Annotated in this window: 26 protein-coding genes; 11 read left to right on the top strand and 15 right to left on the bottom strand. The window is 47.2% G+C overall.

Annotation, left to right across the window (positions count from 1 at the left end):
* Positions 1-33: 33 nt before the first annotated feature.
* Positions 34-1,095, bottom strand: a complete 1,062-nt coding sequence (hemE, locus tag AADZ70_RS00805; protein WP_029575331.1) for a uroporphyrinogen decarboxylase — start codon at positions 1,093-1,095, stop codon at positions 34-36.
* 123 nt (positions 1,096-1,218) lie between these two features.
* Positions 1,219-3,360 (bottom strand): PBP1A family penicillin-binding protein, encoded by a 2,142-nt coding sequence (locus AADZ70_RS00800; RefSeq protein WP_342007545.1) that lies wholly within the window; start codon positions 3,358-3,360, stop codon positions 1,219-1,221.
* A gap of 122 nt (positions 3,361-3,482) precedes the next feature.
* On the opposite strand from AADZ70_RS00800, the gene hmoB reads away from it, so the two are divergent.
* From hmoB to AADZ70_RS00785, 3 genes are all read left to right on the top strand, one after another.
* Positions 3,483-3,983, top strand: a complete 501-nt coding sequence (hmoB, locus tag AADZ70_RS00795; RefSeq protein WP_016938336.1) for a heme-degrading oxygenase HmoB — start codon at positions 3,483-3,485, stop codon at positions 3,981-3,983.
* Between the two features lie 115 nt (positions 3,984-4,098).
* Complete coding sequence (locus AADZ70_RS00790) at positions 4,099-5,484, top strand: hypothetical protein (RefSeq protein WP_095240995.1); 1,386 nt, start codon at positions 4,099-4,101, stop codon at positions 5,482-5,484.
* 68 nt (positions 5,485-5,552) lie between these two features.
* Positions 5,553-6,740, top strand: coding sequence for a M20 family metallopeptidase (locus AADZ70_RS00785; RefSeq protein WP_342007544.1), 1,188 nt, complete (start codon positions 5,553-5,555; stop codon positions 6,738-6,740).
* Positions 6,741-6,762: 22 nt separating this feature from the next.
* Here the strand turns inward: AADZ70_RS00785 and AADZ70_RS00780 are convergent, their stop codons facing one another.
* The 3 genes from AADZ70_RS00780 to ecsA are packed head-to-tail and all read right to left on the bottom strand — an operon-like array spanning position 6,763 to position 9,472.
* Positions 6,763-7,467, bottom strand: coding sequence for an EcsC family protein (locus AADZ70_RS00780; RefSeq protein ID WP_047476700.1), 705 nt, complete (start codon positions 7,465-7,467; stop codon positions 6,763-6,765).
* Between the two features lie 42 nt (positions 7,468-7,509).
* Positions 7,510-8,736, bottom strand: coding sequence for an ABC transporter permease (locus AADZ70_RS00775; protein WP_342007543.1), 1,227 nt, complete (start codon positions 8,734-8,736; stop codon positions 7,510-7,512).
* Positions 8,729-9,472 carry an ABC transporter ATP-binding protein EcsA gene (ecsA, locus tag AADZ70_RS00770; protein WP_016938341.1) on the bottom strand — a complete coding sequence of 248 codons (744 nt, stop codon included), beginning with the start codon at positions 9,470-9,472 and terminating at the stop codon, positions 8,729-8,731. Before ecsA ends, AADZ70_RS00775 begins: the two co-directional genes overlap by 8 nt.
* Before the next feature lie 490 nt (positions 9,473-9,962).
* Between ecsA and AADZ70_RS00765 the strand changes: the two genes are divergently transcribed.
* From AADZ70_RS00765 to AADZ70_RS00755, 3 genes are all read left to right on the top strand, one after another.
* Positions 9,963-10,400 (top strand): HIT family protein, encoded by a 438-nt coding sequence (locus AADZ70_RS00765; RefSeq protein WP_007409220.1) that lies wholly within the window; start codon positions 9,963-9,965, stop codon positions 10,398-10,400.
* A gap of 135 nt (positions 10,401-10,535) precedes the next feature.
* Positions 10,536-11,615 (top strand): 3-phosphoserine/phosphohydroxythreonine transaminase, encoded by a 1,080-nt coding sequence (gene serC, locus AADZ70_RS00760; RefSeq protein ID WP_045925268.1) that lies wholly within the window; start codon positions 10,536-10,538, stop codon positions 11,613-11,615.
* Positions 11,616-11,735: 120 nt separating this feature from the next.
* Entirely contained in the window at positions 11,736-12,254 is a 519-nt protein-coding gene (locus tag AADZ70_RS00755; RefSeq protein WP_016938343.1) for a tryptophan transporter, read from the top strand.
* A 57-nt stretch (positions 12,255-12,311) separates the two neighbouring features.
* On the opposite strand, the gene AADZ70_RS00750 is transcribed toward AADZ70_RS00755, so the two are convergent.
* Entirely contained in the window at positions 12,312-12,503 is a 192-nt protein-coding gene (locus tag AADZ70_RS00750; RefSeq protein WP_007409223.1) for a hypothetical protein, read from the bottom strand.
* Positions 12,504-12,621: 118 nt separating this feature from the next.
* Between AADZ70_RS00750 and AADZ70_RS00745 the strand changes: the two genes are divergently transcribed.
* Together AADZ70_RS00745 and AADZ70_RS00740 are read left to right on the top strand one after the other, a co-directional pair.
* Positions 12,622-12,978 carry a YtxH domain-containing protein gene (locus AADZ70_RS00745; protein WP_007409224.1) on the top strand — a complete coding sequence of 119 codons (357 nt, stop codon included), beginning with the start codon at positions 12,622-12,624 and terminating at the stop codon, positions 12,976-12,978.
* Between the two features lie 179 nt (positions 12,979-13,157).
* Positions 13,158-13,769 (top strand): HTH-type transcriptional regulator Hpr, encoded by a 612-nt coding sequence (locus AADZ70_RS00740; protein ID WP_016938344.1) that lies wholly within the window; start codon positions 13,158-13,160, stop codon positions 13,767-13,769.
* Here AADZ70_RS00740 and AADZ70_RS00735 read toward each other — a convergent pair.
* On the bottom strand, positions 13,766-14,107 hold the full coding sequence (locus tag AADZ70_RS00735; RefSeq protein ID WP_003155243.1) for a YhaI family protein: 342 nt from the start codon (positions 14,105-14,107) through the stop codon (positions 13,766-13,768). The two genes, AADZ70_RS00740 and AADZ70_RS00735, sit on opposite strands and share 4 nt — an antisense overlap.
* 210 nt (positions 14,108-14,317) lie before the next feature.
* Here AADZ70_RS00735 and AADZ70_RS00730 point away from each other — a divergent pair, with 210 nt between their 5' ends.
* Positions 14,318-14,848 (top strand): DUF3267 domain-containing protein, encoded by a 531-nt coding sequence (locus AADZ70_RS00730; protein WP_047476697.1) that lies wholly within the window; start codon positions 14,318-14,320, stop codon positions 14,846-14,848.
* A gap of 60 nt (positions 14,849-14,908) precedes the next feature.
* Positions 14,909-15,127: a hypothetical protein gene (locus tag AADZ70_RS00725; protein ID WP_003155245.1), complete on the top strand. Its 219-nt coding sequence runs from the start codon at positions 14,909-14,911 to the stop codon at positions 15,125-15,127.
* A gap of 52 nt (positions 15,128-15,179) precedes the next feature.
* On the opposite strand, the gene yhzE2 is transcribed toward AADZ70_RS00725, so the two are convergent.
* Entirely contained in the window at positions 15,180-15,266 is an 87-nt protein-coding gene (gene yhzE2, locus AADZ70_RS00720; protein WP_013351705.1) for a sporulation protein YhzE2, read from the bottom strand.
* 124 nt (positions 15,267-15,390) lie between these two features.
* Complete coding sequence (locus AADZ70_RS00715; RefSeq protein ID WP_016938346.1) at positions 15,391-15,477, bottom strand: YjcZ family sporulation protein; 87 nt, start codon at positions 15,475-15,477, stop codon at positions 15,391-15,393.
* Positions 15,478-15,635: 158 nt separating this feature from the next.
* Between AADZ70_RS00715 and AADZ70_RS00710 the strand changes: the two genes are divergently transcribed.
* Positions 15,636-16,493, top strand: a complete 858-nt coding sequence (locus AADZ70_RS00710; protein WP_342007542.1) for a peptidylprolyl isomerase — start codon at positions 15,636-15,638, stop codon at positions 16,491-16,493.
* A 38-nt stretch (positions 16,494-16,531) separates the two neighbouring features.
* Here AADZ70_RS00710 and AADZ70_RS00705 read toward each other — a convergent pair whose 3' ends face one another.
* The 6 genes from AADZ70_RS00705 to AADZ70_RS00680 all read right to left on the bottom strand — a co-directional run bounded on the left by AADZ70_RS00705 (position 16,532) and on the right by AADZ70_RS00680 (position 24,254).
* Positions 16,532-16,759, bottom strand: a complete 228-nt coding sequence (locus AADZ70_RS00705; protein ID WP_342007541.1) for a sporulation YhaL family protein — start codon at positions 16,757-16,759, stop codon at positions 16,532-16,534.
* 112 nt (positions 16,760-16,871) lie between these two features.
* Positions 16,872-17,816 carry a 3'-5' exoribonuclease YhaM gene (gene yhaM / locus AADZ70_RS00700; RefSeq protein ID WP_047476692.1) on the bottom strand — a complete coding sequence of 315 codons (945 nt, stop codon included), beginning with the start codon at positions 17,814-17,816 and terminating at the stop codon, positions 16,872-16,874.
* 73 nt (positions 17,817-17,889) lie between these two features.
* Positions 17,890-20,775 carry an AAA family ATPase gene (locus AADZ70_RS00695; protein WP_342007540.1) on the bottom strand — a complete coding sequence of 962 codons (2,886 nt, stop codon included), beginning with the start codon at positions 20,773-20,775 and terminating at the stop codon, positions 17,890-17,892.
* Positions 20,772-21,995, bottom strand: a complete 1,224-nt coding sequence (locus AADZ70_RS00690) for a DNA repair exonuclease (RefSeq protein ID WP_342007539.1) — start codon at positions 21,993-21,995, stop codon at positions 20,772-20,774. The genes AADZ70_RS00695 and AADZ70_RS00690 overlap by 4 nt, the downstream gene beginning before the upstream one ends.
* A gap of 110 nt (positions 21,996-22,105) precedes the next feature.
* Positions 22,106-23,365, bottom strand: a complete 1,260-nt coding sequence (locus AADZ70_RS00685) for an ABC transporter permease (RefSeq protein ID WP_047476687.1) — start codon at positions 23,363-23,365, stop codon at positions 22,106-22,108.
* Positions 23,358-24,254: an ABC transporter ATP-binding protein gene (locus AADZ70_RS00680; protein ID WP_016938352.1), complete on the bottom strand. Its 897-nt coding sequence runs from the start codon at positions 24,252-24,254 to the stop codon at positions 23,358-23,360. The genes AADZ70_RS00685 and AADZ70_RS00680 overlap by 8 nt, the downstream gene beginning before the upstream one ends.
* Position 24,255: the final 1 nt, after the last annotated feature.

The following is a 24,255-nucleotide window of genomic DNA, read 5'->3' as shown; positions in this document are numbered from 1 at the left end:
GACAGGAAAATCTTCTTATAACCAACGATCTGCTCAGGAAGATTGTTCCCCTATTTTAGCCGCGGAGTATTCATGCACAAACGCCGTCAGCCTTTTCAGCGTTTCCGGGTTTACATCAGGGAATACGCCGTGTCCTAAATTGAAAATAAACCGATCCGTTTTCATACCCTGGTCAAGAATCGCTTTCGCTTTTTTCTCGATGACCTCCCAAGGCGCAAGAAGAAGCGACGGATCAAGATTGCCCTGAACCGTTTTTGTGATGCCTTGTTTTCTGGCTTCATCTATGCTGAGTCTCCAATCAAGACCGACAACGTCAAGAGGAAGGTCATGCCAGTCTCCGGCCAGGTGGCTTGCGCCTACGCCGAACATGATCAGCGGAACTTGTTCTGCTGAAAGCTCCCGGAAAATTCTGTCCATCACCGGTTTTATAAATTGCCGGTAATCTTCGCGGTTCAGCGCGCCGACCCAGGAATCAAAAATCTGAATGGCTTTTGCGCCGGCGTTAATCTGCGCTTTTGCATAAACGATAATCATATCCGCGAGCTTGTCCATCAGCATCTGCCACGCTTGCGGCATACTGTGCATGAACGCTTTTGTTTTGTTGTAATTTTTAGAAGGCCCGCCTTCAATCATATAACTGGCCAGCGTAAAAGGCGCTCCCGAAAAACCGATGAGCGGGACATTCAGCTGTTCGTTTACGAGTAATTTGATCGTTTCCAGCACGTAAGGAACATCCTGTTCGGGATTCAGTTCGCCGAGCTTTTCAATATCCGCAGCAGAGCGCACCGGCTGATCGATCACCGGGCCGATTCCGTTTTTAATTTCAACATCCACTCCGATATAAGGAAGAGGCGTCATAATATCTTTATATAAAATGGCAGCGTCCACTCCGTACTGCTCGACCGGAAGTCTCGTCACATACGCGCACAGCTCGGGCTGATGCGTAATTTCGACTAAGCCGTATTTTTCCTTCAGCTTGCGGTATTCCGGCTGTGACCTCCCCGCCTGTCTCATGTACCAGACAGGGACGTGATTTGTTTTTTCTCCCCGTGCCGCTTTTAAAAACGTATCATTAAACGCTTCTCGTTTACTCATCTGAATTTCCACCTTTCCTCCTGCAACCATACGTTCGTGTTCTTCGCCCATTACACTATACCTTGTTTTTTTAAAATGGTATAGAATTGAGGCCTAATGTTCAAAAAATCGCCGAATTCATCATTAAGAAGAGAAAAGCTTCGGCTGAACGTATTCCGTTCCCTCTCCTTCTTGATTCGTCTGTGAATTATATGGAACGACCTTGTATGAAGCCCCTGAAAACAGGTTGGCGTATGGTATGTCAAAGCTGCCTTTTCCTTTCACCGAATCCAGAAGCTTGTCTTTTCCGTCTTTCTTTTCATATATTCGGTAAACAACCCGATCATCCTTTTGAGCATCCCATTTTAATTGAACCGTAATCAGTCCCATCGCCTTAAATGTATAACCGGCCGACAGGGACTTCACCGCTTTCAGCTCAATCGGGCTTCCCAGTTCTTTCACATTTTCAGGCTTTTTGAATGTTTTGCCGTTTTCCCCCGCTTTTGTGACGATATCTTTAAAGAGTCTGACAGGATACTGGCTTCCGCCTTTCAGGTAATGGGTTTTATCTGTTTTGTCATACCCCATCCAGATGGCTCCCGTCAGTCCGGGAGTGTATCCCGCAAACCAGGCGTCCTTCGTGGCGCCGGGGACGCCGGTAAATGACGTCGTGCCGGTTTTCCCCGCCAGGCCGCCCTGATAGCTGCCTTGTGAAGCGGTTCCTTCTTTTACGACCTGCTGAAGCATCCTCGTCATATTCCATGCCGTCTGTCCGCTGAAGACGCGCGTTTTGCCGTTTTTAGGCCCGGATATCGTTTCTCCGTCTTCGTCCATGATGTTCTCTATAAAAAATGGCTTCGTATACATTCCGTTTGCAGCAAATGTATGATAAGCTCCGGCCAGCTGAAGCGGGGTGACGCCTTCTGACAGACCGCCCAGCGCAATCGCGAGTCCGTTGTCAGAAATATTTATGCCGTTTTTATTAAGATACGATTTTCCCGTATCCACGCCGATCTGCTTCAATGTCCAGACAGCGGGCGCATTTATGCTGTAGGTGATCGCGTCCTGCATCGTCACTTGCCCCTTGTACTGTCCGTCATAATTTTTCGGTTCGTACCCGTTGTAAGACTGCAGTTTGTCTTGAAGAAGCGAGTATGGTTTGAACTTGTCCTCCTGCATGGCGGGCCCGTATACGGCAAGCGGCTTAAACGTTGAGCCCGGCTGCCGCGGCGCCGTTACCCTGTTGTATCCTTTTGTCACATAGTCCCGACCGCCGACCGCCGCGCGGACGCCTCCGGTTTTATTATCAATAAAGACGGCGCTTCCCTCCGCCGCCTGATCCGTTCCCGGAAAATAGCCGCTTTCCCTCATGAGCGTATATGCCGTTTTCTGCAGTTTGGAATCAAGCGATGTCCTGATCGTATAGCCGCCTTGAAGAAGCTGTTCGCCTGACATCGAATAACGGGATTCCGCCTCCTTGATGACAAGATCGATATAACTGTCAAACCAAGGAGTTTCAGATGTTTTCTTGATATGAAGCCCCAATGTCCGGCCCTGGGCTCTGACGGCTTCTTTTGCGCTGATATAGCCTTGATCGTTCATCATGGAAAGAATCGTATCGCGCCGCTCTTTATTTTTGCCGGGATGCTGAATCGGCGAATAAAGGGAAGGCGCCTTCGGTATAGCCGCCAGAACGGCGCCTTCTGCAACGGTTAAATCTTTTACTTCTTTATTAAAATAGTAGTGAGACGCGGCTTGAATGCCGTAAACGCCATGGCCGAAATAGAGCTGGTTCAGGTACATTTCAAGCAGCTTATCCTTGCTGTAATCACGCTCAAGATTGATGGCGATAATGACTTCCTTCGTTTTGCGCAAAAATGTTTTATCATGAGTCAGAAAAATGTTTTTCGCCAGCTGCTGGGTGATCGTGCTTCCGCCCTCCACCTTGCCGCCCGCTAAAATATCCCGGAACATCGCCCGGCCGACAGACTTCACGTCAATGCCGTGATGTTCGTAAAACCGTTTATCTTCAACGGCGATAAAGGCATCTCTCACATCTTCAGGAACCTCCTGAATGGATACCGGTTCGCGGTTTTCCGTATAAAGACTCGCGATTTCATCACCGTTTTGATCGACGATTTTTGAAGATGCGTGCAGGATTAATTTCTTTTCATCGATGACATAATGGCCGAGAAATATAATGATAATGTATCCGATTAACGCGAGAAAAGCGGTTACCGCCGCAATTACAGCCGGAATAAAGAATCTTTTTTTCTTTTTCAGCATAAGTCACCTCGCCTTTCTTAACTTGTAGTATGGGAAATATTGTTTCGAATTATGTCAGAATGAGTCGCCAATAGAAACTTATACCACTCTTTTGTTATACTAGCAAGCAGGAGGTGGCTGATATGAAGGTTTATATTACATACGGGACAGCCGATTTTTTAAAAACGATTGCAAAGAAACACCCAAATGAGAATATGGTGCTGATGCAAGGAGAGGAAAATGCGATTTTAATCCATGAGACAAATGGAGAAACCGTTTTTCAGGCGCCCCATTCCTATGAAAGCATCGACAGTGTCGGTGAAATCAAACATCCGGGCTACGCCGTCCTCAATAACATCGCCGTTACCCAGGAAGGCCGTCCGCTGTTTGAAAACCGGTTTAAAAACCGCGCCGGCAAAGTGGAAAATGAACCCGGCTTTGAAGCCATCCGCGTATTAAGGCCGCTTGAAGGCGACACGTATGTCATCCTGACCCTGTGGGAAGAGGAAAAAGCCTTTCAGGGCTGGCAGCAGTCAAACTCTTATCAGGAAGCCCATAAAAAACGCGGAACATCAGCCGGCATCGACACGACGTCCATTTTCTCCCGCCCGTCTTATGTAACCGCTTATTACGCTATAGATTAAAACCGCCGGAGATTCTCCGGCTTTTTTTAGTCCCGATTTTCCGCCTCCCCCTTTGCACCTTCCGCCCGCCTATGAATAACCTGTAGCAATCCTATTTATAAACGGAGTGGTTCAATTGGGGATCGGCATCTACTCGGTACACCTGCTTTATGTTGCTTTTATCGCGGCCATTATCGTTTTTATGCTTCTCAGAAAAGATACAACCTTTATTTCACTTGCCGGTATTTTTGTGATTGCGCTATGGACGACGCATTCATTCTCCGCTTCGGTCAGCAGCCTGTTTCACAGCTTCACGTATGCCGCCGGGGAATTGCTGCCGACAATTTTTATTATTTGTTTTATCGTGGCCATGAGCGGACTTTTGACCAAAACAGGTATTAATGAAGCGATGATTTCTCCGTTTGCGAAGCTGATGAAGGGGCCGGCTGCCGCGTATTGGATCATCGGCTGCCTGATGTTTGCCATCTCTCTTTTTTTCTGGCCGTCACCCGGTGTGGCGCTGATCGGCGCTGTGCTGCTTCCCGCGGCGATCCGGGCGGGCCTTTCTCCGATCGCCGCGGCAATGGCGATGAACCTGTTCGGCCACGGATTCGCTTTATCAGGTGATTACGTCATTCAGGCGGCGCCGAAATTGACAGCCGATGCCGCGGGCGTTCCTGTGGGCGATGTCATGCAGGCTAGTATTCCGCTCGTTTTAATCATGGGGTTAACGACGACAATCACCGCTTTTTTTCTCATCATGCGGGAGCGAAAAAAAACGCAGGTCCCCCTCTCCTTTGACAGCTCCGGTTCTTTGGACACAAGCATGTATCTCCCGAAAAAACTCAGGGTGACTCTGGCTGTTCTCATTCCGCTTGTTTTCCTCGCCGATATTATCTGCATGATCGTCTACCGCCTGCAGGGAAATGATGCGACGGCACTCGTCGGGGGAACGGCGATCGGCATTCTCCTGATCATTCATTTCATCGTGCATAAGCAGCGGCATTTAGAAAAGATCACTGAGTATTTTATCGGCGGTTTTCAATTCGGCTTTAAAGTATTCGGCCCCGTCATTCCGATCGCGGCGTTCTTTTATCTTGGTGACGCGGGGTTTAAAAGTATGTTGAACACCCCCCTGCCGAAAGGGTCTGCGGGTATCGTCAATGACCTTGGCCTGGCGCTGTCCCATTCCTTTCCGATGTCCGGGGAATTCGCCGGCATCGCCCTGACCGCAGTCGGTGCGATTACCGGGCTTGACGGTTCAGGCTTTTCCGGTATTTCTCTTGCAGGATCGATGGCAAAGCTGTTTTCCGCCGCGCTTCATACGAATCCGGCCGTTTTAACGGCGCTGGGCCAGATTTCAGCGATCTGGGTCGGGGGCGGAACATTGGTCCCTTGGGCACTTATTCCCGCTGCGGCTATTTGTAAAGTTGACCCGTTTGAGCTTGCCAGAAAAAACTTTATCCCGGTGACGGCCGGGCTTATCGTCACGACGATTGCTGCCATCATCATTCTTCCGTAGCAAAAAGATTGAAATCTTCTGACATTTTCTATACAATCATGGGAAAAGCAGACGAGGGGGCACCGCTTTTGACATTAACGACGCTTCAAAAAAGCTTGTACGCTCAACTTGACGGGCTGTACGAGGAAATGGTTGAAATCAGACGTCACCTTCACAGGAATCCCGAGCTTTCCTTCAAAGAGAAAAAAACACCGGCATTCATCGCTTCGTTTTATGAAAAGCTCGGCGTTCCCATCCGGACGAACGTGGGGGGAAACGGCGTCACAGCCTATATTGAAGGCGGAGAACCGGGACCTTGTGTCGCGCTCAGGGCTGATTTTGACGCTTTGCCGATACAGGATGAAAAAGATGTGCCCTATGCTTCACAAATTCCCGGCGTCATGCACGCCTGCGGCCACGACGGCCATACGGCGGCTCTGCTTGCTGCCGGAAAAGTGCTTTATCACAACCGGGAAAAACTGAAAGGATCATTTGTGATGATCCACCAGCACGCCGAGGAATTATCTCCCGGCGGAGCAAAATCAATGATTGAGGACGGCTGCCTTGAACATGTCGATGCCGTTTTCGGCACACACCTATGGGCGACTGAACCCGTCGGAACGGTCTTATGCCGCCCGGGCCCAGTAATGGCCGCCGCTGACGGCTTTACGATTAAAGTCATCGGCAAAGGCGGCCACGGTGCGATCCCTCACGATACGAAAGACGCCGTTTTAATCGGCTCACAAATCGTCACGGCCCTTCAGCATATCGTGAGCCGGCGTGTAAACCCTATGCAGCCGGCCGTCATCTCAGCAGGCTCGTTCATCGCTGAAAATCCGTTTAACGCCATTGCTGATCAGGCAGTCATCACAGGCACCGTACGCTCGTTTGATGAAGAGGTGCGCAGCCTGCTTGAAGCAGAAATAGAAGCCGTCGTAAAAGGGATCTGTTCCATGCACTCCGCTTCCTATGAGTATCGTTTCAAACGCGGCTATCCCGCCGTCGTCAATCATCCGGAGGAAGCGGCGCACGCTGCGGCAGCCGCCGCGGAAACAGACGGCGTCACGAAAGTCGCTGAAGGAGAGCCGCAGATGGCGGGAGAGGATTTTTCCTATTATCTGCAGCATACAAAAGGCGCTTTTTTCTTTACGGGCGCCGCTTTAGACGATGCGGAATCTATTTACCCTCACCATCATCCGAAATTTGATTTTAATGAAAAAGCGATGCTGACCGCCGCCAAGGTGCTGATCGGCGCCGCAGTGAGCTACCCCCGATAGGGCATAAAAAACAGCCGGTACATTACGTACCGGCTGCTGTGATTCTTAAATGATAAACGTGCCTTGCCGTCTCGCCGAGCTGTGACAGCAGTTTATAATTGGCCGCTCCGCCCACGGCGGCTCCGACGACCGGCAAAAGCTGAAACAATTTCACCACGTCCAGATAGTCGCGGTATTCCTGCTGAAAAACTCTCCAATCAACTTCATGCTTTTTTGAATCCCAATGTTCAATAATTGAATATATGCGTTTCCGCTGTTCACCGCTTGAGAAAGCAAGCTGAAAAATAAACAGCAAAAACAATCGTTCATCTCTATCTTTCACATCATAGCCGTAAACGGAGGCAAGATCGAACAGACATTTCATTTTAATGGACAACAGCAAAGGAAAGTCAGCCATCCCAAAAAAAATTCCGCCGGCCCCCGTACCGATGCCCTCGGCTGCCGCCACCTTTTGATAGGATGCGATAGTTTGTCTGGCAAGGGCATCTTTTTCTGTAAGCGACATGCCGCTTGTATCCCGCTTGCTTTTTACCAGGTTTGACCCCGCCATTGTTGCTTCGGTCATTTTTTTAATGCTTTCTGTGATGACGGCATGAATTTTCCCGGGAATCCGCTCATTTATTTTCGCCTGCATGCCTTTAGAAAAACGTTCAAACATGGAATCCTTACGCAAAAAACGCGCTTTCCATTGCAGGGCTTCCTGTATCAGCTGCTGATCGCCGGTCATCCGCGTCTCCTTCTTTCGTATAGGTTTCAAAAACCCATTTGATTACAGCCTGCCGTACTTTTTCAATCTGCCGCCCATATACGAAGGCATAATCACAAATATCAGGACGGCTGAAGCGATAGCGGCATAAAGCGCCCCGCTGACTCCCGCGGCATAGGCCGACGCTGCCGAAAACAGCAGGGCCTGCACGGTTAACGCCGATTTCATCAGTGAAAAGAAACTTTTCAGCTTCACTTTCTGATTGACCGGGTAAAGCTCCTGTAACGACAGATGTTGAAAATGCCCGAACAGCGGCAAAAGCTGTATCCCCGTAATAAAGACGGTAAATACGGTTAACGCCGCTGTTATCAACGGATTGGCGGAAACGAGCATAATAATCAGGATAAAAATAATCGTGAGCCTGACCTGAATGCCCAGATAATCATTTGAGCGAAGAAAGGCCCGGGCATACATATAGGAGAACGTTTTCCGCTGCTCGAACGGAATCATTCTGAGCAAAAAGTCGAGATACGCTCTGCGTTTTGCCTGTTTCTTCAAGTGAGGCACATCGGTAAACAGATTGGCAATTCTGTAAAACCGCTGCTTCCTTCTTAATTCATATTCAATATGAGCTTCCCATTTTAACGATTTATGTTTCGCGGCTGATGTGAAATAGACATAAAGGCCGGCCATCACAATGTAGACGGCGGCGGCGTACAGATAAAACGATTGTAAGACGAAGTATAAAAGCAGCGTGTTGCAGATAAAACGTATGACCGCATCCATCATTTTCATACTTCTGTCATTCATAAATGTCATCCGCCACTCCATGGCCTGATTCCACGCTTTCACCGTCAGCATCTGAATAAAAACGGCGGCATACGACGCAAGCGACGCCCCCGGACTTACAGCGAAAAACAGAGGCATGCATACAAGCGACAGAGCGATAAGCGGAAACAGCTGTGACAGATAGCTGTACTTGAATGCATGCTTAAAGTAAGTCCCCATTTTCGGTTCAAGCGGCAGCAGAAACACGAGATCCGCTTCCTTTAACAGCGTCCGGACGTATGAACCCGTCAGCACGATCGAAAAGAGCACCGCCATCACCCAAAAGGACGGGAAATGAACGGGAATGTCTTTGACCCATTTGCTGTACCAGCTCGCAGCGCCGGCAATGAAAAAGATCAGGACAATGACGAGATGATCATTGAGCATATATTTCATATACATTCTGGTTTCCTTTATATGCTCCTCAAGCCGGGACTGCCAAATAGTAGACATATTATTCATGGCCGGCGTCTTCCTTCGTCAGTTCAATATATAAATCATCAAGAGCGGCGTCTCTCATGCCGAACTGCTCTCTCAATTCTTCCAGCGTTCCGCTTGCGCGTACTTCGCCGTTATGTAAAATGATGAAAGCGTCACAATAGCGCTCTGCCGTCGCCAGTATATGCGTTGACATCAGCACGCTTGATCCGGCTTTTTTCGCGGCGTCCATCCGCTCCAGCAATGCATTGATCGCAAGCGGGTCAAGTCCGAGAAACGGCTCGTCAATAATATAAAGCGAAGGCTCCGCGAGAAACGCACACATGATCATGACTTTCTGCTTCATCCCTTTGGAAAAGTGAGCGGGAAACCATTTCAGCCTTTTTTCCATTCTGAATTCTTTCAGAAGCGGCGGAAGCCTTTTTTCAAGCGTTTCTTTCGAAAGGCCGTACGCCATGGCCGTCAGCTCCAAATGCTCTTTGAGCGTCAGTTCTTCATACAGCACCGGCGTTTCGGGGATATACGTAAATTGCGAACGATAGCCCTCTTTATCCTCTGAAAACGTCTTGCCGTTCAGCTCGATCGAGCCTTTATGCGGGTCCATTAAACCGATAATATGCCGGATCGTCGTGCTCTTGCCCGCGCCGTTTAATCCGATGAGTCCGACAATCTGGTTCGGCTCAAGGGTGAATGAAACATTTTTTAAAACCGGGTTTCTCGTATAACCGCCGGTTAAGTCTTTTACCGATAGCAGAGACATAATTTCTCCCCTTCTGATTCGTTTTTCTTCATAGTACCAAAAATAAAGGCTGATTTGAAACGATTCCCTTTTTTTCTCACGTAAAAAAGCCTGCATAGTTATCGTGACAGCGGACATCATAATGTGTGTAGAAGGAAACAGCTTTAATCAACTGAAAATGAGGTGTTTATAAAAGACGTCTTAGAACAGTTGGATGAAAATCAACATGTCTTATGCTTACAATTTCTTCACACACTGCTTTGATGATGTTCTTCAGTCATGATGAAATAATCAAATGAGGTGTTTGTCCCAGGAATGATCAAGCAGACCCATAAGTCTTCATTTTAAAAACAAATGAGGTGCTTACAAAAGGCATATTTAATTTTCTGTGATAAAGCTCGTACTTCTGCATCAGGATGAACGCCAGCCGTTCATCCTGTTTTTTATTTCGGCGGGTTTTGTGGTACGATGAGAATATACATATATTTCTTTTCAGGGAGGAAACCCATCTATGCACAAAGCGGACGATTGTATTTTCTGCAAAATCATTGCCGGCGACATTCCGTCTTCAAAAGTATATGAAAACGAACACGTCGTTGCGTTTCTCGATATCAGCCAGGTCACAAAAGGCCACACGCTCGTCATTCCGAAAACACATATCGAAAACGTGTACGAGTTTACGCCTGAGCTTTCTAAAGAATATTTTGAAGCGGTGCCGAAAATCGCGCGCGCCATCCGGGATGAATTCGAGCCGATCGGGCTGAATATTCTCAATAACAACGGTGAAAAAGCGGGCCAATCCGTGTTCCATTTTCACATGCATATCATTCCGCGTTACGGAAAAGGCGACGGATTCGGAGCCGTCTGGAAGACACATGCCGAAGACTATACGCCTGACGATCTTCAGGAGATCGCGTCAACCGTCAGAAAACGGCTTGCCTCATCTTAAGGATGAGGTTTTTTTGCGCCCGAAACATAAAATACATAAAATAATATTTTTTCATATCAAAAAAATCTAAAAATTGTGATAGGATAATTGTATTATTTCTTACACTAAAGCGGAAAACAGGGAGAGATCGTAAAAATGGAACGTACAACGAATTTCAATGCAGGACCCGCAGCCCTTCCACTGGATGTGCTGCAAAAAGCACAGAAAGAATTTATCAACTTCAATGATACCGGCATGTCTGTCATGGAGCTGTCCCACCGGAGCACAGAATATGACGCGGTGCATCAAAAAGCGAAAACCCTTCTGAAAGAACTAATGGATATCCCCGACGATTATGATATTTTATTTCTCCAAGGCGGAGCAAGCCTTCAATTCTCAATGCTGCCGATGAACTTTTTAACGCCGGAGAAGACGGCGCACTTCATCGTGACGGGCGCATGGTCTGAAAAGGCCCTCGCTGAGGCGAAACTGTTCGGAAACACATCCGTCACGGCAACAAGCGCAGATTCAAACCACAACCATATACCGAAAGCGGACCTCTCACAGATAAAAGACGGCGCCTACTTGCATATTACGTCCAACAACACGATTTTCGGAACGCAGTGGAAAGAGTTCCCGAATTCACCGATTCCGCTCGCAGCCGACATGTCAAGCGACATCCTGAGCAGAAAATTTGATGTCAAAAAGTTTGATGTCATCTACGGCGGAGCCCAGAAAAACCTCGGGCCGTCCGGCGTTACGGTCGTCATCATGAAAAAATCATGGCTTGAAAACGAAAACGCCAACGTTCCTAAAATTTTGAAATATTCCACCCACACAAAAGCCGATTCACTGTATAATACACCGCCTACATTTGCGATTTATATGCTGAGCCTCGTCCTTGAATGGCTGGCTGAAAACGGCGGTGTCGAAGCGGCTGAACGGCGCAACCGGGAAAAGGCGGATGTCCTGTACGGCACAATCGATGCAAGCGGCGGATTTTACGCGGGCCATGCCGAAAAAGACAGCCGTTCTCACATGAATATTACGTTCACCCTCCGCGACAGCAGTCTGACTAAAAAATTCGTTGAAGAAGCGAAAGCGGCAAAAATGACCGGACTCGCCGGCCACCGCTCAGTCGGAGGCTGCAGGGCGTCTGTTTACAACGCCGTCAGCCTGGCTGATTGTGAAAAACTGGCTCAGTTTATGAGAAAGTTCCAGCAGGAAAACGAATAAATTTCTTCTAACCCGACAGTTCCTTTGATATACTGTTGGCATATCAATTTTTCCGGCCATCGCAATAAATGACGAGCATATTATTGGATGGCGAAAAAGCTTAGCAGAGGAGAGCTTAGTATGAAAACAAAAGAATTAGTCATTATGGCCCTGTTTGCGGCAATCGGAGCGGTGCTTCATTCCATTATGCCGCCGGTATTATTCGGAATGAAACCCGACATGATGCTTGTGATGATGTTCATGGGAATTCTGTTATTCCCCCGTGTGCAGAACGTGCTGATGATCGGGATTGTAACGGGAATCATTTCCGCACTCACGACATCTTTTCCGGGGGGACAGCTTCCGAATATCATTGAAAAACCGGTAACGGCGTTTCTGTTTCTCGCGCTGGCGCTTTTGGTGAAAAAAAGCGTGAAAACAGCGGCGGCTGCCGTCATTACGATAGCCGGCACTTTCATCTCCGGTGTGATCTTTCTGGCGCTGGCCCTTCTGATTGTCGGCCTGCCGGGCGGATTCACGGCATTGGTGCTCGCGGTCGTCCTTCCGGCGGCTGCGCTGAACGCAATCGCCATTATCATCATGTATCCGATTGTGCAGACGATCTTAAAACGTTCCAATATGATTGAAACGGCAAAATAGCCGCATACTGAAACCTCTTCCGGCCGGAAGAGGTTTTTTAATGTGTTTCAGCATGTTTCATACGAGAAGTTTTGTGAAAAAGATAAGGAACAATGCGAGGGCGGTTCCTGCTGAGCAGACAATGGCCTTTTGGCGGACGACCCGCTTCGGCGGATAAGAAGCGGCCTGGCCGAGCAGTTTCAGGTAATAAACGGCGCCCGCCGCAAAGACAAGAGCCATACAAGATAAAACAATCATGAAGACAGACAACCTTCTCCCTCCTTTTCCCTTAAAAAATATGCTAAAATAAAGCAAGCTATGTATAGAAGTTTATTCTTCTGAACAAAAATGGTAAAAGCTTATGAGAAAAAAAACGGGGTGATTTCAAATGGCTGACGGACGTTCCCTTTTAACAGGCCTTTTCGTAGGCGGATTGATCGGAGGCGCAGCGGTTTTGCTTTCGGCTCCTTCATCCGGAAAAGAGCTGCGGGGCAAAATCAAAGCGAATTGCAATTCTATTGAGGACACAATCAAACGGTTAAAAAAAGACGGAATGGCGCTGAAAGACCAGCTTGTCCAAACGGCGAAAGAAAGCGCCGAAGTCATTAAAGACGTAGGCGGAGAGCTTCAGACAAGCATTAAAAGGTGGCAGGAGGAAATCAAGCCGCACCAGCAGGATCTCCAAAAGGAAATCGCTGATATTGAAGAGAAAATCAGACAGCTGGAGAAAACCTTACAAAACTAATATCCTATACAACCAAAAAAAGTGCGGACATATTGCGTTCCGCACTTTTTTTTGCGGTTTAAAGCCTTTCACAGCAACGGATTTAGAATTTATTATAAAATTCTTAAATTTTCATCTTTATTAATCTTTATTTTATTGGCATAATAGAGGAAAAGAAAATGTGAAGCAGGTGATCTGTATTGAATCGTGTTGAACCGCCTTACGATTTAAAAGAAGCTTTAATCTATACCCAAAAAATGGCACAGCTATCCAAAGCGCTGTGGAAATCTATCGAGAAAGACTGGCAGAATTGGCTGAAGCCGTACGATCTTAATATTAATGAACATCATATATTATGGATTGCTTATCAGCTTAAAGGAGCTTCTATTTCGGAAATCGCCAAATTCGGCGTTATGCACGTATCAACTGCATTTAATTTTTCAAAAAAACTTGAAGAACGCGGGTATCTGAATTTTTCCAAGCGGCTGAATGACAAACGGAACACGTACATTCAGTTAACAGAAGAAGGGGAAAAAGTATTTGAAAGTCTGCTAGAGGAGTTTGACCCGTCGAGAAACGCGGTGTTTAAAGGCTCACAGCCGCTCTACCACTTATTCGGGAAGTTCCCGGAGATGGAAGAATTGACCTGTGTCATCCGCCACATTTACGGAGAAGATTTTATGGAGATATTCGAGAAATCATTGACAAACATAAACAATGATTTTGAAAGTGAAGACGGAAGCCTGAAGAAAAAAGCGGGCGAATCGGCTGCCCATGAAACGGCTGAAGAGCTGGAACCGGTCAGCAATTAATCAAAGTGCTTCATAATCTCGATGAATTCTTCCATCAGCGCTGTATAAAGCCCCTGCTCGTACAAAGCAAAAATCGTTTCATGAACATCTAATTTTTCGTTCAGCTGTCCCGCAAAAAGCGCAAGGAGCTTGTCGAACGTCACAAAGCCTTGCGCTTTTTGCGACTCCAGCTCGTCCTCCAATTCGCGGCAGATCCGCCCGACCTCTTCACCTTCCTCTTCGGTCAGCCCTTTTTCAATCATCATCGCATAAAAAGGGTACTTATCCATATCCACCGTTTTCACCAGCAATTGTATGTAATATTCTAACCGCCCGATACGCTGATCCATTGAATCCATCCGTTTCACTTCTTTCTATCTTTAATCTTATTTTAGCTGATAATGAATGGAGAAGAAAGGTTAAACCGTACATTTCCATGTTTCACCGCTCTCTTCTGTTCTTCTCTTTCCGGGTTTATTTTTTTCTTTAAAAAAGGATTGATTTTTTCTCCTGAAGAGAGTAAATTATTTTGAGATTGTATTCCATCTTTGTACGGAAGGATGACTCTGATGAATTGCTGGAAAACCATTAATCTGATTAAAGATTATGGTGCGGTTCGTTTATTATTGACTGCTGTAGGTTTTATGATCCTGTTTTTTATATGCAACTTCTTGGCATTCGGGCTGCTTCGTCCGAATATCAGTTTAAGTGACGGGCATGTATTAGCTTTTTGCGTTCTGCTCGTCGTTACTTTATTTGTACATAAAGTCATACATGTCCTGCCAATGATCTGCAAAAAAAGAAAAAAGGAAATGAAAATGTACTTTTTACGGATGCCGACATGGAAAGGCATACCGAAAACAACGATGCTGATTTCAACGATCAGCCCGTTTTTATTCATTACGCCGGTGTTATTTTATGCAGGCTTGGCATTCCCGAGACACGCCCATTACTTTTATATGATTTCGAGCATTCATGCGGGCTATTGCCTGCCTGATCTTCTGTTTGCGCTGCATCTGGTCAAAGCGCCGAAATCATGTCTGATTGACCAGGAATCCGACGGCTATGATATTTTAGTAAAAAAAGTGCCGGAGTCCTGATGTCCCGCTGATTTTTCAGCTTACATTCTATCTTTTTTAATAAATATTTGGTAATGTAATATGGGAGCAGTTCAGAGAGAGGGGGAATCTCCCATCATTTTATTCTATTTTATCGTGGCTGCCCTGTTTATTCTTTATTTTATAAACAGGCTCACAAATACATTATGCCTTGTCAGAGAGATTCCTGAAGACCGGCAGGATAAGGTATTCCGCTTTATTAATGTATCTATTTTAATTTTACTGATCTCTTCGTTCGTCGAGATCTCCTTTACTGTGTAAACAGGCAAAAAAAGATGGCTGCCGGCGGATTAACGCGGACAGCCATCTTTTTTTAGTAAATCCAAGAAGCGCCGATGATGATCAATAAGATGAACAGAACAACCAACAATGCAAAACCGCCTGCAAATACTTCACCCATCTCCAGAAGCACCTCCTACAAAACGTTTTATTTTTCCAATTACATCATATGCAATTCACTTCAGAAACGATTAGGCGCCTGGGTAAGAAAATGGACCGCTTTTGGAAAAAGCGATCCGTTTCGCTTAGCAAATGTAAGCTGCACCTACAATGACAAGCAAAATGAACAATACGACGAGCAGTGCAAAACCGTTTGAATATCCTCCGCCCATGGTTCATTACCTCCTTTTCATGATCAATATATTTGTATGTATCAGGAAAAAGTTTGACTAGACGAATGCCCTTTATTTAAAATCTTTTTACAGAAAGCCACAATATGTTATGATACGCATATGCAATTTAATTTGGATGATTAGGAGTGTTTAAAGGAATGAAGAAAATCGCGATAGCAGCTATTACGGCAACGAGCGTCCTGGCTCTCAGCGCTTGCAGCAGCGGCGACAACGACGTGATTGCCAAGACGGATGCCGGCAATGTAACAAAAGGCGAGCTCTACACGAACATGAAAAAAACCGCGGGCGCAAGTGTGCTGACACAGCTCGTACAAGAAAAAGTATTAGCCAAAAAATACAAAGTATCGGACAAAGACATTGATAACAAGCTGAAAGAGTACAAAACGCAGCTCGGCGATCAGTACAGCGCCCTTAAACAGCAGTACGGCGAAGATTACCTGAAAGATCAGGTGAAATACGAACTGCTTGCACAAAAAGCGGCGAAAGACAACATCAAAGTGACTGACTCCGATACGAAAGAATATTACGACGGCTTAAAAGGTAAAATCCGCGCGAGCCACATCCTTGTCGCTGACAAAAAGACAGCTGACGAAGTGGAGAAAAAGCTGAAAAAAGGCGAGAAATTTGAAACGCTTGCGAAAGAATACTCAACCGACAACTCAAAAGACAACGGCGGCGACCTTGGCTGGTTCGATAAAAAATCAATGGATGAAACATTCAGCAAAGCAGCATTCGGCCTGAAAGTCGGACAAGTCAGCGATCCGGTCAAAACAAAGTTCGGTTATCATATCATCAAAAAGACGGAAGAACGCGGCAAATATGATGACATGAAAAAAGAACTGAAAGAAGAAGTTCTTAAACAGAAACTAAACGACAACTCAGCCGTGCAGGCAGCGATTCAAAAAGTCATGAAGAAAGCTGACGTAAAAGTTGAAGACAAGGACTTAAAAGACACGTTTAACACTTCAACATCATCATCTTCTCAATCTAAATAAAAAAACTGTGCGGGCTCTAGGCGAGCCGCACAGTTTTTTTATGCGATCGAATGATTGGAATTTTCTTCTGCATCTCCGTTTTCATTTTCGGGCGCCGCCATACGGCGCTTGCGTTCCTGCTCCATCCGTTCAATATACACTCTTCCTTCTTTTTCAATAAACGACTGGTCAAGCTTTTCCTCTTCTTTAGCTGTCGTAAAAAGCTTATAAGCGCTGAAAATAATCCCGATAATGCAAAGGTATACCCACCAAGGAAAAAATAGCACGTTGTTTCCTCCCTTTTTACCCAAAGTCTTTATTTTAAGCTATGCCTGATAAAGACAAGTTATGAGAGCTGAACGTAAAAAAGACCGATCGTAAAGGATCGGCCTTTTTTTCTTATTGATGGAAAGTCGGTTTGTAGAAAGAACGGTTTTCAAGCGCAAATACACGCTCAGTGTATTCGCCCGGCTTCACCCGTTCAAGCGCTCTGTCCATCATGATCATTTTTGCATCCAGATTGTCAATGTAGTGCAGAATTTCCGCTTCTTTCACCATCGGCGGTTTCGGGCTTCCCCATTCCGCTTTTCCGTGATGGCTTAAAATCAAATGTTTCAGAATCAGCACTTCTTCAGCGTCAATCTGAAGCTCTTCGGCTGCTTTTGAAAGCTCTGTCACCATGATTGAAATGTGTCCCAGCAGATTCCCTTCCACGGTGTATGTTGTGGAAACAGGGCCTGAAAGCTCTTTTACTTTGCCGAGGTCATGCAGGATGACTCCCGCATACAGTAAATCCCGGTCAAGAGACGGATACAGATCGGCAATCGCTTTTGCCAGGTTCAGCATCGACACAACATGATACGCAAGCCCTGAGACGAACTCATGGTGGTTTTTAGCAGCCGCCGGGTAATCCATAAAATCAGCGGCATATTTTTTGACCAGATGTCTCGTGATCCGCTGGATGTTTGGATTTTTCATTTCAAAAATGTATTGAGTGACGGTCTCCATCATTTCATCTTTCGGAATCGGCGCCGTTTCCAGAAAATCATCAATGCTGACATTTTCATTTTCGCCGGCCGGCCGGATGTTTCTGAGCTTAAGCTGGTTTCGTCCGCGATAGTGATGTACATCTCCGATTACCTTCACGATCGTCTGCGCCGCGTATGTTGCTTCATCAGTCGGCTTGGCATCCCACAGCTTCGCTTCGATATCCCCCGATTGGTCCTGCAGCATTAACGTCAGAAATGGTTTTCCGTTGCTTGCGATTCCTTTAGTCGAAGATTTAATCAGAAAGTATTGATCGACCTGCTCGCCGACCTCGTGCAGCATAATACCTTTTGCCATTCTATTAAAAGCTCCCTCCATATCTTACATAATACCAGTATAGCACATACCTCTTTTTTGAAAATAAACTCTTTTATGACAGGAGCCGCATGACTTGTCCGTTGTGAAATGACCGGCTCACATGCTCATGGCAGGTGAAATAAAGTATCTGCCGCCCGCCTTCTGTAAGCTGATTCAGCACATCAAACAGCCGCTGCAGCCGCTGCCTGTCAAAATGAACAAAACTGTCATCTAGTAAAAACGGCAATGATACCGCAGATTCCCGTTCTGACGCAAGGGCAAAACGGATTGCCGCGTAAAGCTGCTCGCATGCCGCCTGTGACAGCTCGCTTGCAGAAAAAACCGTACCGTCTTTCTGCATGACCATAATGGAATCATCGGCCTCTGAGAAATACAATTTGTGATAGCGTCCGTCCGTAAGCGGTCCGTACAATGCGCCGGCGGTTTCTAACAGACGGGGAAGCGTCACCTTTTTATGCCGCTCCATTTTTTCTCTGATCACATGTCTGACCGTCTGCAATGCGGCCCACTCTTTAGCTGTTTTTTTAACGCGTTCCTTCTGCATTTCTGTCTGCTGTTTTAAATCGGACACAAGCCCCGAGGACTCCAGCTGCTCTTGCTTCACCGTTAATAAAGCAATCTGCTCACGGAGATGCGCGCTTTTTTCCTCGAGTGTTTCTTTCTCTTTTTCCTGCTGAGCGAGTGTATGTTCAAGTTCGGGCACTGTACGGCTCATGTACGGCGCCAGCTGTTTTTGGCCTATGCCGGACAAGTGCGTATCGATTTCGCGCAGCTGCCTCTCTGTTTCCCGGCGGCTTTCATTCAGCCTGGCGAGCTCACAGAAGTGTCCGCGGTTTTTTGCGTCTGCCGCCATAAAAAGCTGTTTCACCTGCTGTTCGTAGTAATGAACTTCTTCGTTTAATTCGCGCATTTGCTCTTGGGTATGCAGCAGATCCGTTTCGAGAGCCTGCTTTCGTTTTGCGTCCTCACGGGCCCGTTCCGCCTGCGCCAGCAAAGCACGCAATCTTTCTTTTACGGACAGCTCCCGGCCGTCTGAAGGACTCAGCTTTTTGACCCGTTCCTCAAATAATCTTTGCAGCTTTTGGAGCCGGCCCGCTTCAATGGTCAGTTCATGCTTGTTAAGAATTTCTTTTTTGACATCTTTCATCACATGATATGCGTCAAGAAGATGGGACGGGCTGCCCGAAAACCCCAGTTCCTTCATAAAATGTTCCGCCTGTTTTTCAGACGGCGCCATTTCTGCCTCCCATTCTTCATATTGGCGGATGACTCTTTCATATGCCGCTTCTTTCTGTTCAAGCACGGCTTGGTCCGCAATCAGCTGCTGGCGGTGCCGGCCGTCACGCCAAAGCTCTTCCTGCAGAATGTCAGCCTCTTCTTTTGAGATCGGCGGCGGCTGCTTTTTGTGATTGGCCCCTCTTCTTTCTGACGGCAGCGGCTTCTGTATGCCAGACAGCATATACAGCATCAAAGCGCCGGTAAAAAGGGCGGCGGGCAGCCATTCCTTTAACACAGCGAAAATCGCAATGAACACAATGCCCGCACCGAGAAAGAGCTTTTTTTGTTTGGCGCGCTGTTTTTCCAGCTGCTGAAAATGCGCCTGCCATTCGTTTCCTTCAGTATCAGCCATTTGCTTATATGATTGTAAAGCGGCTTCTTTTTCTTGCCTGACGGCGGGAGCCAAGATGTTTTCCGCCGTTACGGCATGCTTTCGTTCTGCGTCTTCCAGCTCCAGACGCGCTTGTTCGAAAATCGCATCAAGCTGTTTTTTTCTTTCTCTTGCCTGTCCGGCGCTCTGCACGGCTTCTTGCAGCCGCCATTCATATTCATAATCGGTGTTCAGCGAAAGAATGCCGTCTTCCTCATGTCTGCCGCCGAGCTGCTGTAACCCTGAAGAAACACGGGCCGATATCTGCCTGATTTGTGATTGGATGGCGGCAAGCTGTTCGCCGCGTGATTCGTACATATGCTGCTCGCCGGAAAGCTCCTGCAGCTGCCGTTCTTTTTGCAGCAGGTCCTCATTTGGCGCGAGCAGCTCAGCCTGCCGCCTGATTTCAGCCATTTTTGCCCGAAGCCCTTCAAGCCGGGCCGCTTTTGGATGGAGATGCGATTCGTATTTTTCGAGCTGATGCATTCCGTCCTTCGGGAATTGCTCCAATGCTTCCGGATAAGAAGAAAGTTCGCTTTCCAACGCTGTTTTTTTGTCTGCGAGCGGCTTTGCTTCTATCGCCGCTTTTACTGTTTTGATTTCTTCAGTTACATCTTTCAATTGTGCTTCGGCATCCTGCAGACGGCTGCCGGCGCTTTTTTTCTCTTCCAGAAGGCTGTGATAGCCCGCTTCCGCAGCTTCCGCCTGTTTCAGCTGGACGCTGAGCCGCTTTAACGTATCCAATTCCTGATTTAAACGGGGGTTCCGTCCGTTCGGCTTATACATTCTGTCGAGCTCTTTCGCCAGTCTGCCGTCAAGCTTTGCCGCCGCTTCAGATCCGAATAAGCTGGAAAACAGGAGAAACTCGCCGATTTTGTCCCGGTTAAAGGCTTGAATCTCCTGCAGTCCGAATACATCAAACGAATAAATTGCTTCGTACAGCGCCCGATCCGTACCGGAAAGCAGCTGTTTGAGCCATTCTCCGTCCTTGATTTCGCCTGAAGGCAAATACACTCTGACTTTTTCGGCAGCGCCTTTTGTGCGTTCAATTTTAACAGCGCCGTAATCGTCATGCTTCAGTTCCACAACGCCGCCGTACACCCCGCCGTTTTTCGGTTCGTATTTTTTTGATTTCGGAAAACCGAACAGTACGCTTTTGATAAAGGACATCAATGTCGTTTTGCCCGCTTCGTTTAAGCCGTAAATCACTTGGACGGGCGAATCTGACAGCTGGAAGCTTCGGTTGGAAAATTTCCCGTACTGGTAAATAAGCATCGTCGTTATTTTCATCGCTGAAGCTCCTTCAGCTGGCGCTTTAAAACGGCTTGAGCCTGCCGTTTAATGTCCAGTATCTCTTCATCCGTAAATAAAGTCATCTGCCGCCGGTATACGGGATGACGCTCGAGCGCTTCAAATACACCGCTCATGTCCGCGCATTGTTCTATGTCCTGAAGAAGCCCTTTAAAAAACGGATCCGGCGGCACTGTATCTGTTTTATCCGTCCGATCCTCAATCGCAAGCGGCCAGATGAAACATTCCTCTTCAGCCTCTTCCTCCTGTAAAGCGGAAAGAAGCTCCTCCGCAATGCCTGCGGGCGCCTCTGTCCAAAAGCGGGGCGCCTCGCCGCGGAGCACCAGTCTGACACATGCCGGGCGGCCCGCGGCACGCAAGCGGGTGAACATATCCGATGCCATTTTCATCAGTGAGGTCATATGCTCGGCTTCGGAAATATCAAGATCAATTTCCTCCCATAAGACATCGTGCGCTTCTTTGAATTCCCAAGACATCTCACCGTCTGCCGCCCGGACGAGATAATATCCCTTAGGCCCGGTTTCTTTTAAATGGCGGGCCTGAATATTTCCGGGATAAATGGCGGCGGGATGCTTGGCGGACAGAACCTGCCGCTTATGAATGTGTCCGAGCGCCCAATAATCCATGCCGCTTTTTTCAAGGTCTTCTTTCGTAAACGGACAGTACGGGTCATGCCCATCCGCTCCTGATAACATGCCGTGGAGCATGCCGATATGATAAGGCGCGCCGGTCATTTTCCGGTAACGGGATGCCTGATTGGCCGTTACGCTTCTTTCCTGATAGCTGCATCCGTATATGCTTGCCGCGAGCTCTCCGTTTTTAAAGAAGGATTTTTCCTCCGGTGTATCCGAAGTGAATATATGTACATTTTCCGGCCATTCAATCGGTGTCCACTCACCGCCCAAATGATCATGGTTGCCGAATATGACGAACACTTGGATATCCGCTTCCTGTAATCTGGTAAACTGCTTTCTCAAAAACAGCTGGGCTTTTAAACTTCTGTTCGCTTCATCAAACAGATCTCCCGAAAGCAGCATGAAATCTGCCTGCTCCCGGAGCGCCCCGTCGGTAAGACGGCGGACGCTGTGAAATGTGCTTTCTTTAATACGCGCATATACCGGTTCAGGCAGATGCGAAATGCCGTAAAACGGGCTGTCCAGATGCAGGTCAGCGGCATGAATAAACGTCAGATCAGCCATCTCGCCCTCCCCTTTCTGTAGGTTGAATTACCCTTATTCTAGCATCGTTTTCATACGAATGCACGTTCTGCACGATAAAAAAACAGCCCGGCTGTCCCGGGCTGTTTCACTTATTTTTTGGAGATGCGCAGCGCTTGTTTGATCGCTTTGAATCCGCCGGCGTTTCCGTAAATCAAAACGCCGCCTTTGTAAATTTTCGCGCCGACCGCTGCAAAGATCACGATAGCGACCAGTGTCAGGGCGATACCGGCCGCCGCCTGCCAAAACGGGATATCGAGCATTCCTACGCGTAAAAACATAATCATCGGCGTGAAAAACGGAATGTAAGATGTAACGGTAATAAAACCGGCATCAGGATTGCCAAGTCCGAACATGGCGATCATAAAACCTGCCACGATTAAAAAAACCATCGGCTGAATCGTCTGCTGCACGTCCTCTATCCGGCTGACAACACTGCCGAGAAACGCGGCAAGCGTCGCGTAAAGAAAATAGCCGAGCAGATAGAAAATGACGGCATAGACAATCGTCGAGACGGGAACATCCGAAAAATTGAGAAATGCACTGATCGGCGACGACTCATCATTTTGAGGGTTCAGCTTCAGTGAGAGAAAACCCGCCGCAAGCAGCACCGCAAACTGTGTGATCCCGACAAGCGCGATACCGAACAGTTTGGCAAACATCTGCTGAATCGGCGGCATGCTTGAAATTAAAATTTCCATGACCCGTGACGATTTTTCCGTCGCCACTTCCATCGCAATCATACTTGCGTACATGATAACCGAGAAGTAGATGACAAACAGCATGATGTATACAAGCCCCATCACCTGACCGAGCTCTTCCTCAGATTTCGCCCCTTTTTCCAGCGCGTCTTTGCTGACTTCAGGCGGAGTGTAGAGGCTGCTGACTTTTTCTGCCGAAATGCCGAGCTTGGCGGTTTCAACAGCGGTTTTTGTCTGGGTTAAAGCCTGCTTGAGAAGTTTATACGCTGATTCATCAGAAATGGTCAGCGCTTTGTAGGCTCCTGTTATCGTTCCTTTTTGATCTTGTCTGATAATAAAAAGCCCGTCCCATTCACCGTCTTTGACACGCTTTACGGCATCTTTTTCGGACTCCTTCGTCTCCATCGCCTGCAGATCATTGTCTGTATCAGCCGCTTTAAGCTGTTTTGCAAACGCCGGGTAAAGCCCGCCCGTTTCATCAATCACCGCAATCTGCTGCTTGCCGTCATCCGATTGAAACACGGAAATGATCGATTGCAGGTTGGTCACCGCTAATACTAATAAAACGGTAATGGCGGTCGAAATAATGAATGACTTTGTCGAGATTTTGTTTTTATATGTATGAAACAGCATAATCCAGAATTTATTCATAAACGGCCCCCACCTTTTCTATAAAAATATCATGCAGTGACGGCTCTTCCAATTCAAACTTCCGTATAAAACCTTTCCCTTGCAGCGCCCGGAAAATATCCTGGGAAACCGGTTCATTCGCGACCTGCAATCTGATCCCGTCATTTGTTTCCTTCCATTTCACGACACCTTCATGCGTTTTTAAAAAGCTGAGATCATCATCTGAATGAACGGTGACATTTTTTTTGCCGAAAGACCGCTTAATGTCTTTCAGATTGCCTTGAACGACTGGTTTTCCCTTCTGGAGAATGCACAAATTCTCGCAAAGCTCTTCTACATGCTCCATTCGGTGGCTTGAAAAAACGATGGAAACGCCGCTGTTTTTCAAAGAAATAACCGCTTCTTTCAGCAGCTCGACATTCACCGGATCAAGACCGCTGAAAGGCTCATCGAGAATCAGCAGTTCAGGCTTATGCAGGACGGCGGAAATGAACTGGATTTTTTGCTGGTTTCCTTTTGACAGCTCTTCGACTTTCTTATTCTTGTAATCTGTAATGCCGAACCGCTCGAGCCATGTCATGAGCTCTTTTTCCGCCTCTTTTTTGCTCATTCCTTTTAATCTCGCAAGATAGACAAGCTGGTCACTCACCTTCACTTTCGGATACAGCCCCCGCTCTTCCGGGAGATAGCCGATTTTTTCGCTGATAGAATAATTGACCGGCTTCCCTTTCCAGCTGATCTGCCCGTCAGTCAGGCTTAAAAGCCCCAAAATCATCCGAAAGGTCGTCGTTTTTCCCGCGCCGTTTGCGCCGAGGAGCCCGAACATTTCCCTTTCAGGTATTTGCAGGTTCAAATTGTCAACAGCAGTAAAGCTGCCGAATGTTTTCGTTACGTTTTCAATTGTAAGCACG

This window comes from Bacillus sp. YBsi01, assembly GCF_038406745.1.
GTDB lineage: Bacteria > Bacillota > Bacilli > Bacillales > Bacillaceae > Bacillus > Bacillus siamensis.
Note: the sequence above shows the minus strand (reverse complement) of the source record. Positions and strands in the feature narration are given on the sequence as shown.

Bases quoted from the DNA above. Each gene is read 5' to 3' on its own strand.
- hemE (WP_029575331.1), bottom strand. From the start codon at position 1,095: ATGAGTAAACGAGAAGCGTTTAATGATACGTTTTTAAAAGCGGCACGG.
- AADZ70_RS00800 (WP_342007545.1), bottom strand. From the start codon at position 3,360: ATGCTGAAAAAGAAAAAAAGATTCTTTATTCCGGCTGTAATTGCGGCG.
- hmoB (WP_016938336.1), top strand. From the start codon at position 3,483: ATGAAGGTTTATATTACATACGGGACAGCCGATTTTTTAAAAACGATT.
- AADZ70_RS00780 (WP_047476700.1), bottom strand. From the start codon at position 7,467: ATGACCGGCGATCAGCAGCTGATACAGGAAGCCCTGCAATGGAAAGCG.
- AADZ70_RS00775 (WP_342007543.1), bottom strand. From the start codon at position 8,736: ATGAATAATATGTCTACTATTTGGCAGTCCCGGCTTGAGGAGCATATA.
- ecsA (WP_016938341.1), bottom strand. From the start codon at position 9,472: ATGTCTCTGCTATCGGTAAAAGACTTAACCGGCGGTTATACGAGAAAC.
- AADZ70_RS00765 (WP_007409220.1), top strand. From the start codon at position 9,963: ATGCACAAAGCGGACGATTGTATTTTCTGCAAAATCATTGCCGGCGAC.
- serC (WP_045925268.1), top strand. From the start codon at position 10,536: ATGGAACGTACAACGAATTTCAATGCAGGACCCGCAGCCCTTCCACTG.
- AADZ70_RS00755 (WP_016938343.1), top strand. From the start codon at position 11,736: ATGAAAACAAAAGAATTAGTCATTATGGCCCTGTTTGCGGCAATCGGA.
- AADZ70_RS00745 (WP_007409224.1), top strand. From the start codon at position 12,622: ATGGCTGACGGACGTTCCCTTTTAACAGGCCTTTTCGTAGGCGGATTG.
- AADZ70_RS00735 (WP_003155243.1), bottom strand. From the start codon at position 14,107: ATGGATTCAATGGATCAGCGTATCGGGCGGTTAGAATATTACATACAA.
- AADZ70_RS00730 (WP_047476697.1), top strand. From the start codon at position 14,318: ATGAATTGCTGGAAAACCATTAATCTGATTAAAGATTATGGTGCGGTT.
- AADZ70_RS00725 (WP_003155245.1), top strand. From the start codon at position 14,909: ATGGGAGCAGTTCAGAGAGAGGGGGAATCTCCCATCATTTTATTCTAT.
- yhzE2 (WP_013351705.1), bottom strand. From the start codon at position 15,266: ATGGGTGAAGTATTTGCAGGCGGTTTTGCATTGTTGGTTGTTCTGTTC.
- AADZ70_RS00715 (WP_016938346.1), bottom strand. From the start codon at position 15,477: ATGGGCGGAGGATATTCAAACGGTTTTGCACTGCTCGTCGTATTGTTC.
- AADZ70_RS00710 (WP_342007542.1), top strand. From the start codon at position 15,636: ATGAAGAAAATCGCGATAGCAGCTATTACGGCAACGAGCGTCCTGGCT.
- yhaM (WP_047476692.1), bottom strand. From the start codon at position 17,816: ATGGCAAAAGGTATTATGCTGCACGAGGTCGGCGAGCAGGTCGATCAA.
- AADZ70_RS00695 (WP_342007540.1), bottom strand. From the start codon at position 20,775: ATGAAAATAACGACGATGCTTATTTACCAGTACGGGAAATTTTCCAAC.
- AADZ70_RS00690 (WP_342007539.1), bottom strand. From the start codon at position 21,995: ATGGCTGATCTGACGTTTATTCATGCCGCTGACCTGCATCTGGACAGC.
- AADZ70_RS00685 (WP_047476687.1), bottom strand. From the start codon at position 23,365: ATGAATAAATTCTGGATTATGCTGTTTCATACATATAAAAACAAAATC.